Genomic DNA, 8,805 nt, shown 5'->3' with positions numbered 1-8,805 from the left:
ATCACACCGTTGTGGAGTGGAGTTCTTGATAATCCTCCGTCACGATACGATTATGCTCGTCCATAATGACCACATGCGGGCGATAGGTGCGGGCTGCCGAATCCTCCATCATTGCGTAAGATATAATAATGACGCGGTCGCCCGGCTGAACCAGTCTGGCAGCGGCGCCGTTCAAGCACACCATACCGGAGCCGCTTGGACCAGAGATGACATACGTCTCCAGCCTGGCTCCATTATTTATATTGACTACTTGCACTTTTTCGTTTTCTAAAATATTCGATGCATCCAAAATGTTCTGATCAATCGTTATGCTCCCAACGTAATTCAAATTAGCCTCTGTCACAACAGCACGGTGAATTTTGGACTTATGCATCTCTCTGAACATAAATTCACTCTCCTTTTGGAGTGGTTTGGAAAAATAGAAACACTAGCTGAGAAACTTAAAGCTATTTCAATCAAGCCTTTCAAAGTGAATTTCTGTACGGCTATTTGCCAATGCGGCTGTTTGTTCAGATTTGAGCATGCGTATGCTTAGGAGTGGGATCTTGGTGCCAAGTGAGGGGACTTGCTAACTAGAAAATTCATGATTTTGCGTGGAGTACTGCTGATTGGGTCAGATCATGTTTTAAAACGAGGTTATGCTGAGCAGAATGGTTTAATCAGGTGTAGCGGTGAAGGATTAAAGCGATAAAAGGTGTGAAGCAGGAAATTTATTGAAGCATACCCTTATAGTAGTGCGAATCTTTTAGTTGTGAAAGGGTGAAAATTATATAATAGAGGGGGAAAATCTTTTACTTTTTTTGATAAAATCTACCATAGATTGAGAGCCTTTTGCAAAAAAACACTCCCGGTCTTGCTTGAAACCAGCAATTTGACAAACAAAAACAGATTAAAAATCGAAATCTTGTAGCGGAGGGATTGGCGGCAGTAGCGGAGCGCCGTTTTACGGTCGCAGCGGTTCAAATAGCTTAGCGTATAGTATTTACTTGCAATGCCGATGTCAATGTAAGAGAGCTGTTTCGCTTTATTGCTGATGGAATCCGACTTGTCGACCAATTCCCGGATATGCTCACGCACTTTGATCGATTTGAAGCTAAGTCCTTCGATTTTTATATATATTTCCTTGTTGAGATGAATCGTATCGGGATCTAACTGCCAGCGGTCGCAGAAGAAATAGAGGCTGTCGGGGGATTCATGATAGACGGAATGAGGCTTGGTCTGCAGCGCAATTTTGTACTTGTCGAAAAAACGGAGCAGATAGGTCGTATCCTCCCCCAGATGAAACTGTTCGTTGATCAAGCCGACTTCGTCCAGCAGCTTCCGGCGGAATACCATCGTATTCAGCTGAAAAAAATTGCGCGTATGTGACAAGAACGCTTCGAACAATCCTTTTTCAAAAACAATCGTCTCTCCGTCATTCCATGTCTCGAAAGTTGTTCGCATTGCTTGCAGCCAGTACCGCTCAACCTCATTGTCGAAGTTATAAGTGGTAATGTCCCCATGCTGTTCGACCCATAGCGCAAAGCTGATGTCCGCCTTTGTCAGGTCAAGTGTCCTCATACTGTCGGTCAAATGGCAAGGATACCATTCGTCATCGGAATCAAGAAACGCTACATATTCCCCTTTCGCCGCCAGCATCCCCGTATTCCGCGCACCGCCAGGTCCTTTTGCCCGTTCATTGCATACATAGCGGATCCGGTCATCTTTGCGTGTCCACTCGCGGATTGCCTCTTCGGTATGATCGGTACTGCCGTCGTCGACGACGATCAACTCCCAGTTGGCATAAGACTGATTCAAGATAGACTCGATCGCCCCGGAAATGATGTTCGCACGATTGTACGTTGGCATAACAATACTTATTAACGGCTCCATTCGCTTCACTCCAATCGTTGCAAAGTGCTTACTTTAAATCAACGTCAGTTTAAAAGCAGAAAGGAAAGCCGTCAAGTACAAAAAGTATAAGGAGGTTGATCTATAGGCTCCATTTGTGATAACCCAGCTTGAGTAAGGAATCTTCTATTTCTTGATCTGCTTTGCTTTTGGAGGTTGTGAATTCCAATTCGGACAATGCACTCGGAAGCTCTTGCGCGATGAAGGAGTCAAAATCGATGGCTGTCCTCATAATGCGAAGCTTGCGCAACGACGGCAGCTGTTCTATTCCCGGTAAATGAGTCAACCCTTTACAATTCGAAATGGTTATCTCCTCCAGCGCCTCCATCCCGCGATCAAATCCGATTTCCAGCAGCTTGGCTTGATCCTCAATCCTAAGACTTGTCAGTGCTCGGAACTTCGTAATATTGCTCAAGTCATGAAAACCCCGGATTCTAACGAGCTCTAAATCGTCGATATCATTCTCTTCGATTTCCTGAATATGCTCTCGCCCGCCAAGCAAAATGCGAAGATGCTTCAGCTTCTTCAATCGGTTTATAAAATGTAACGGTAATTTGCTAATCGAATGCAGCGCAAGGTAATCTAAACCTTCTAGATGGCCTATTGCATCCAGGTTTTTCACTTTGCCCCCAATATGTAATTGCTGAAGATGAGAGAACTCTTTGAAATACTGCAGGTTGATGACCTTATTATCCGAAATAAAAGTTAAATCTCTTAATGATTGCAGCGAATCTATTCCCAAAATATCCGGATTCTCCAGCTCATATATCCCCAGATGTAAACTGTACAAGTGTCCCAGCCCGGCCAATGCATCCGTGTTATGCGCCTGGACTAGAGAATTGAGATGCAGCATTTTGACATGAGGAATCCTGAGGAGCGTACGGCCATCGAACGAGATGGATTTATGCCCGTAGAAACGTACGCCAAAGTTTTCATCCAAACGGTCGCAAAGCTCATCCACTTCCTCCAATATAGAGCCATAAAAATCCGGGTGAGAGAATTGAACAATCACTTGGTTACCGTCGCGCAAGTCCTGCTTAATCTGCACCCGATCCAGCGCAACAGGATCATTAATCAGAATTTTTCGTTTCCATTTCTTGCGCATTCATAAACCTCCCATAACAAGCTTGTATTTTTTAAAAATCCAAGCGTTCATCAGGTCAGCAGCTGCATTTTTGCTTATGCGAACAGGCGGCTTTTGCTCTTGCACGGCATCTGCTCCAGGTACAAAAAAACGGAACGGCTTTGTGATTTTCTTAATATCGTTAACTATATCGGTATAGAATGTATACGTTACCGGCTGATGTTCACGGATATCCTCATAAACATAATACTTCTGGTCCTCCAAATTAATTTGAAATCCTTTCGGCAAAGAAAGCATGATAGATGGCAATTCATCTTCTGCCCATTGCCCGAGATATGGAAAGCTGATATTTTCGTTTCTTACAAAAAATCCAGAGCTTTCGTTCCCAGCAGCAAATGAAATCGAATAGACAAAGTAAGGGTGGTATTGCGGCTTTTCTTGTACTGTAAAATATTGATAAAACTTTTCATACGCCTCATACACTTGTTTGTAGTCATGTTTGGTCTGCGCATAATTCGTATGATTAAATTGTGCTTGTTGCTGCTCGAAAAGCTTCATCACATGTTTAAATTCTTCTGGTGTGATCAGAAATTTAAGCTTATAGAATCCGCTGTGTTTTAACCGGTTCATTTATTTCACCCCCAATTGCGCCATGATTACCTTGGGCACGACTAATCTCAAAATCTAAGTATAGAGTGTGCAATAATAGTAGCGTTCGCCATTTTCAAAAAGAGTGCGGAAGGCCGTTCTGGCTGCTCCGGCGATTTCAGCCGCCAGCGCTTCTAATTCCGGTGTCATTTTCATAAAAATCGCCCCTCTTCCGTTATTAAATATCGGATTCTACATTTTGGATTCCGATTTATATATATTTACAAAGGATATGGCGGGGCTTTTTCTGCTGCACTATTATCCGGATGAGCTTCGGCTGGCTCATAGTCATGCATGCGGAGAAGAATATATTCCACTTCTTCCAAAGGCATTTGCAGCTGTTGGCTGACCTCGTAAAGCCCCATATTTTGAGCTAGCAGTCTCCTTGCTCTATGGATCTTCCCATCCAGCCAATTTTTTTCTAACATCCAGTTTTTGACGAGGATCAACAATTGATCTTGTGTTTCCTTGTCTGCGTGCTTTTTATATTTGGCTACAGATTCCGACATATACTGATAAAGATAAATACCTAAAGCTTCGCGCTGCTCATTTTTAGACAGCCGTTGATAGTGCTCATAAATGATGTTGATGTCTACATATAGAGCGTGATCCCTGCTATCAAAACGTCTGAATGTTTTCCGCCCGTAGCTTTCAGGCAAAACACGCAAGACAAAATGAATATTATACGGAAACTTCCATGTTTCCGCCAATTCTTCTAACGGCAGCAGTTCATCTCTTAATTGACCAACGCATGTTCCATATGTATTTAATAAAAAATCTAGCTTCATTCATGCCTCCTTAGATCTTTAAAACTCATATTTCACAAATTGATTTTGCAGCGTTTCTTCGTACGGAATCCACTCGAAATCGCTCCATAATGATATATGCAGAAGCTCCGACAGCTTATTTGCCGCTTGTTCTGGACTAGTCAGCTTTAACAGAGCGTCAATATCCTCAGCTGGGATGTTCAACGCTTTTACCAGATAGTCATCATTAATCCGTTCTTCTCTAAGCTCTTCATATTCTTCCCTCGTCCACGGCTCGCTAAAGATTCTTTCAGCTTGCAAGTTTCCGTCCGCAAATATCGACAACTCCAATAATTCCTCGTTCATATACGCAGCGGTGATCACTGGCTCCCCGGTAAACAGGGACAATGTTCTGCCGACTTTCTTCACCGTACCCCATACAAAATATTCATGGAGCACACTGATCCAGTTCTCGTTGCTTTGGCTTATGTAAAAGACTTCTTCGGTCTCTTGAGCTTCATTTCTGCCCAATACTTTGGAGTGCTCTTTACTCAGTTCTCTCAGTGCATCGATCGTCTTCTCAAGGTTTTTCGACTTCATATGCAAATTAGCGAATGATCTCCCCACGGGTAACCTCCTACAAATAAAAGGTGCTATATGCTCATTAGCAATTGAATAACACCAATTAATTTACATCTAATTCCATTATAAAGTTCTTTTATTCGGAATCTACCTACTTTTTACCTGAATTCCGGTATTTGAAGCAGCCTCAGTTTGGAAATGTTTTTAAAAGGGTTTCGTAAGTCCTATATCAATCGGATCAATTTAAAAATCAATCCCTATAACACAAAAGAGAAACCCGATGTTTTTGAATATCATAGGATTTCTCTACACTCTGACTCTTCTATAAAAAGCTGTTTGTTTTGCTGCTAGTTATAAAGCACGTACATCCATACCATATATTTATAAACTTGTTGGTTAAGAGCGTCGATTCAACTGCCAATCTTCGTTAAAACCAAGCCGCTTTGCCAGAACAGTATCCACTTCAAATAACAGTTCACTGAACAGTGACTTCGGAACATTCATCGGAAGAATGCGGTCTTCATCCTTAATTTCACTATAAATGTAGCTTCCTCGTGTAACCTTGCCGGCACTGTAAAAATCCATTTCATAAACTGTGACCGTCTCGTCTTCCATCCCGACGGAAAGATCGCTGATAGCCAACTGTACGCCGATACCCATGGATTCATGCTCTTTGTAAAAATCAATATAAGAGCCGCCATCCAGGATCGAGCCTTTCGACCAGCCGAATTTAGTGAGCCCGCCAAGAAGCGATAAGCCATTGATCGTGACTCCTGCGAAACGCATAATGTTCAAGACGTTCTCTTCTTCGTTCAATACAGTAAACGTATTTCTTGTCAATTGAAGCAGAGGCTGCGTCACTTCATAATCCGCGAGCTGTTGAATCCATCGCTTTCTTGACCCCTCTTCCAGTTCCAGAGGATGGATCAAAGCGATAAAATCTCCCTCCGATAAAACAACCTTATCTTCATCCTCAGAAGAGAAGCTGCCGTCTTCTGCAACTCTAAATGTGGCTGCAAGCACTTCGTCCCTATACACGCCCCATACGAGTCCTGATGCAAAAACATGCATAACCGGGTTGTCCACGAACAGCTTGTGCCAAGCGACGTAAGTCCAACGTCTTCTCGTTGCAAAAGACTGCTCTAACCGAATTTTCACAGACTCTACGACAGATTTGAGTTGTTTCTTCAGTTGCTTAGCTTCCATTAAAGCTGCCGCAGCCAAGTCCACATCGTCCGCAGCAGCGGGAGCGGGCAAAGTTTTGTAGATCTTACCGCTTCTGTCTGTAATGCGAATTTCATGATTCAGCATCAATTGCAGCGTGAACTGTCTTGGACCATAATCGACGGTTAGGCATCCATTTGCATCGAATCCCAGATGTGGTACAACCCGGTCTGCGAGCTCCTCTGTAGAGATGCCTGCTATCCTTGCTGCTTGACCGAATGCTGCAACAGCCGCTTGCTTCACCTGATTGAATTTGAATTTGCGCGAAATTTGATCAATAAACAGCAGCGCCGATTCTAACGGAGACAACATCAGTGACTTCACGGCTTCACATGCGATTGCGCTCCGCGATTCAAGCGGCCATGCCAGGATACGTGCTTGAAGTGCAAGCACGACACGCTCATCGCCGAATGCGGCCGCGAAGGCCATTACCCACTTTCTATTCGCAGGCGCTCCCTGGCCAAGCCACCGCTGCAGCACTTCGTTAGCCAGCACAGACAAATCCTCTGCTTTTAGCAGTGCGGCTAGCTCCTGAGCCTTCCAGTTGCGATTGATTTCCTCTTGAACAGCATAGGCATTCAAGATTGCATACGTTACTGTTTCGTCGACAAGCTCATTAGATGCTCGTAATCGCATCCGAGGAAGCGTCTCGAGCTCAATCCAGTTCAGATGAGCAATATTAATTTCGGCAGAAACTGACATTGCTTCTTGAAGCGGTATTCCCAGCTTATCTTGCAGTGCATTGGCTATCAGTTCTTTGATCTTGGCGTTCTTCTCACGCTTATACAATGCTTGCAGCTCTTGTCTGACCATTTTGCTATCCCATTGACTTAGCAGACGTACGACGCTCTCGCGAACGGCTGGTTTTTTATGGGCAAGCAGCGGCAGGATGGCTTCTGCCTGATCGGTATTGGATGACAAAAGTACAACGACTTTGTTCCTAACCAGTTTGCTGTCATCCGCTAAATAAGGAATGACAATTACGGCGTGCCTTTGTGCGTCATGCGTCATGAGCAGAGTAAGAACGAAAGATTTTGCTTGGGGCGTATTCACTTGCGTATGCAAATAAGCAATGAAATAGCTGCTGAGTTCATCCATGTTAGCTTTAACATAAGCTAACGTAAGCTGGTACCAAGCCAGTTCATCGATATGAGCACGTTCAATTTGAGCCGTATTAACGATATAGGGCATCAAATCCTGCATCGCTCCGCCCTCTTGCCTATAAGCCTCGATGAAGAAGCTGTATGGCAACATCTGCGGCTCCAAGGACCACCTGCAAAGAATTATTAAAGTATCTTCATCCGTATGCGCAAGAAAACAGATGACACGGTTAAAGAGAAAAGAATGTTGCAATAGATGCTGAGCGATGTACAAACCGCGGAATGACAAGCCATTCTTTTTATAACCACTCCATATCTCTTTCAATTCAGAGGAGAGCTGATCTCCCCGGAAGTAGGCCATATTTAGATGTAATTCCTCTGCTGTTAATTGCTCAGTTTGCAGGATTTCCTCTATCTTAAACAGAAATTGCTCCTCCATATGCTTCAAATAAGGATGTTCATCGTCGATTTCCCAAAGTATTTGGCAGAGATGCAGCGTCTCAAGTTTGGAAGAGCGCAAGATCGCTCGTTCATAGCAAGCTCGATCTCTGAGTAGTTCAGCTCGAAGCAGATCTTGATGATCGTAATGATTTGATAGCTCACTAATATAAACCTCTCGCGGGAAACCGTATCGCTCATAATAATCGGGAATCCGCAGACGCCGTTCTTCATACCTTTCCGGAATGGCTCCGGAGTAGACTGTGTAGAAGAATGAAAGATCCCACAAGATGAGAAACCGGATGAACGACTCTGAAAAAGGAGTGTACGCTTCTGTTGCCCCTGCCAAATAGACCGCCTTATGTAACCACCGGTCACGATCTATGTAGCCCCATTTCACTTCTTTCATGAGTAATTTGATTGCGGCACTATCAGCATCACTGAGTATCGCATGCAGAATTGAAGTAGCAAGCGATGATGTTTGATGATCAAATTTAAGCTCACGCTCAATGCAATGAATGAACGCCTTCTCAAAACGGTTTGCTGTATCAGAGCTTGATTGCCCCGCCTTTGAAAGGGCAACTGCTATGATTAAGTCATCGAAGCTGCTTAATTGCTGTGCTTGATTTTGCATTAATGCCGGTTCTATTTGAGCGACTTGATCTAGAAAAGTGATTCGGTGTTCTTCCAAGCGCTTCGATAATTCGTGGTGCTCAAAAAACCATTCCCATACGATTTCCAGCGGAATATCGTAGCTGCTTACCATCGTCAGGCATCCTCTTCGCCAAAGGACATCCTCTACATATCCACAGCTAGCTTCAAGAAATGATTGTCTGCCAATATGGAGCATAATAGTCAGCAGTTTTCCAATCTGTTCTGGTTCAAGCCCCTTTAAATGAAGCTTTCGAAAATGAGTCCAGATTCGTCCGATACCGTCCCGATCATGATTCCGGAATGTGATAAACGGCAATCCCGTCGGCATTTCTCCCTCCCCTTCAATGTATTGTACGCTACATGCAGCTGTTAGTTCATCAAGCCCGATGTCAATCAGCAATTGATCAAGACCTCTTGTTGTCGCCATGCCTTTCGCCAC

Annotated in this window: 7 protein-coding genes; all 7 read right to left on the bottom strand. The window is 43.9% G+C overall.

The window, feature by feature from the left end:
• Position 1 precedes the first annotated feature (1 nt).
• Positions 2-385: an aspartate 1-decarboxylase gene (gene panD / locus ACFVVF_RS02850; protein ID WP_387805205.1), complete on the bottom strand. Its 384-nt coding sequence runs from the start codon at positions 383-385 to the stop codon at positions 2-4.
• A 425-nt stretch (positions 386-810) separates the two neighbouring features.
• Positions 811-1,872 (bottom strand): glycosyltransferase family 2 protein, encoded by a 1,062-nt coding sequence (locus ACFVVF_RS02845; RefSeq protein WP_387805203.1) that lies wholly within the window; start codon positions 1,870-1,872, stop codon positions 811-813.
• 100 nt (positions 1,873-1,972) lie between these two features.
• A complete protein-coding gene (locus ACFVVF_RS02840) occupies positions 1,973-2,995 on the bottom strand; it encodes a leucine-rich repeat domain-containing protein (RefSeq protein WP_387805201.1) in 1,023 nt (340 codons plus the stop codon).
• A complete protein-coding gene (locus ACFVVF_RS02835) occupies positions 2,996-3,604 on the bottom strand; it encodes a hypothetical protein (RefSeq protein WP_387805200.1) in 609 nt (202 codons plus the stop codon).
• Positions 3,605-3,843: 239 nt separating this feature from the next.
• Positions 3,844-4,410: a hypothetical protein gene (locus ACFVVF_RS02830; protein ID WP_387805198.1), complete on the bottom strand. Its 567-nt coding sequence runs from the start codon at positions 4,408-4,410 to the stop codon at positions 3,844-3,846.
• A gap of 18 nt (positions 4,411-4,428) precedes the next feature.
• Entirely contained in the window at positions 4,429-4,995 is a 567-nt protein-coding gene (locus ACFVVF_RS02825; protein WP_387805196.1) for a hypothetical protein, read from the bottom strand.
• 351 nt (positions 4,996-5,346) lie between these two features.
• Entirely contained in the window at positions 5,347-8,793 is a 3,447-nt protein-coding gene (locus tag ACFVVF_RS02820; RefSeq protein WP_387805195.1) for a DUF4132 domain-containing protein, read from the bottom strand.
• Between the last annotated feature and the right edge of the window lie 12 nt (positions 8,794-8,805).

This window comes from Paenibacillus sp. NPDC058174 (genome assembly GCF_042883865.1).
Classification (GTDB): Bacteria; Bacillota; Bacilli; order Paenibacillales; family Paenibacillaceae; genus Pristimantibacillus.
Note: the sequence above shows the minus strand (reverse complement) of the source record. Positions and strands in the feature narration are given on the sequence as shown.